The 1,607-nt window shown below is 36.1% G+C and carries 1 protein-coding gene and 2 pseudogenes; 2 read left to right on the forward strand and 1 reads right to left on the reverse strand.

From position 1 onward, the window contains the following. A pseudogene (locus tag ACFIME_RS06640) lies at window positions 1-150 on the reverse strand (MBL fold metallo-hydrolase); the annotation flags it as partial. Window positions 151-154: 4 nt separating this feature from the next. On the opposite strand from ACFIME_RS06640, the pseudogene ACFIME_RS06645 reads away from it, so the two are divergent. Together ACFIME_RS06645 and ACFIME_RS06650 are read left to right on the forward strand one after the other, a co-directional pair. After that, window positions 155-553: pseudogene (locus ACFIME_RS06645) on the forward strand (sensor histidine kinase); the annotation flags it as partial. A gap of 472 nt (window positions 554-1,025) precedes the next feature. Then, on the forward strand, window positions 1,026-1,607 hold a 582-nt coding region (locus ACFIME_RS06650; RefSeq protein WP_375684686.1), incomplete at its 3' end, for a BA14K family protein.

Genomic DNA, 1,607 nt, shown 5'->3' on the forward strand with positions numbered 1-1,607 from the left:
ACGTCCAATAGAACCACGAAAGAGAACATCACCCAAGAGGGCTAAGCGCTCTTTTTCATTGAAATAAATAACATGACCAGGGGAATGCCCCAGTGTACGTAAAACCCTAAACTCATGTCCAGCAAAATACACACACTCACCATCTTCTAACTATATCGAACAACGCCCCATGATGCTTTCGGGTATAAGCCATGATTTAAGAACCATTCTCACCCGTTTTAAACTTCAGCAAGCGTTAGCAAATACTGACTTTGATATCAAGCCGCTTGAACAAGATGTGAGCGACATGCAAAATATGTTAGAAGATTACCTTGCTTTTGCCCGTAGTGAAGAAAGTGAGTATGTTAAAACTTTTGATTTAAATGCTCTTATGCAAAAATTCTCTACCGATGCGCATCTTCACAAACGTCAATTTTCCTACACCATTGAAAGCCCTACACAAATACAAGCACGCCCACGTGCCTTCACGCGTCTCATCAGCAATCTTGTGTCAAATGCATTTTGTCATGCCAATACTGTCAAACTAACAGCCATATCCCAACAAAAATGTTTCCCATATATCAAAAAAAGTTCCCGCAATATATTATATTTATACAGTTATAATATGATATCGAACTCAATATTTAGCCTCACAAGAGAGTAGTCAAACAGGACTGTATTCAATCACACAAATAAGGTTCTATCTTAGCACCATAAGCCTATAATAAAAAACGATAACTTTTGTTCATACACCTATTGTTCAATTCATATTGTATCAAGCAATAAAAAAGTACTCATCAATAAATAATTTATAACCAATAGTAAAAAATCTGGTGCTCTAAATACAAGCTGCTTAATTAACCTTAAGAAGAGTACATTAATTGAAATCAAAATTCTGTCATGATTTTATTTTACTGTATTGATAATAGTTTTAACTAAATGAATTTTTATTTTTTTGTCACAATAAAGTCCAAAATTGTTCAGGCTCTATTCAGTTTGACACGTGTAGGATGTGAAAAATACGAATTTACACAAGGAGCATCATTATGAAAAAAGTGATCAGATTAGCGGTATTATCAGCAATGTCTACTGTAACCGTTTTGATGCCATTAGATCCAACGCTTGCGGATATGGCATGGTATCATAACTATGACATGAGAAGGGAGGCTGGTTTACCGTCTCACAATTTTAGCTCCCATTTTTCTCATAGTGAACATCACTCTTTTGATAATCCCCACAAGCGTCATTATGTTAGCCATAAATGGGGAGCACAACAACACCATCATGTTGAACACAAGACATATCATTATGTCGAGCGCAAAAAGACAAAACACAGTAGTATTAATATAAATAACTCAGGAGAAGCTTTAGCAATGGGCATTCTTGCTCTTGCAGCAGGTGCACTTCTTGGCAAAATTTTTAAAAAATCAGAACAGCCACAAGTTGTTTATCAAACCGCACCACAGCATCAAATTGTATATCAACAGGTTCCACAAGAACAGATAATTTATGAAGCTCCGCAAACGGTGGAATATGAGCCAGTACAACAATCATTAGAATCTGATTGGCTTCAATATTGCAAGAAAAAATACCGTTCCTTTAACCCTAAAACAGGGACCTTTCGAGAC

The sequence above is a fragment of the Bartonella sp. AP1QHHD genome (assembly GCF_042196265.1).
Lineage (GTDB): Bacteria > Pseudomonadota > Alphaproteobacteria > Rhizobiales > Rhizobiaceae > Bartonella.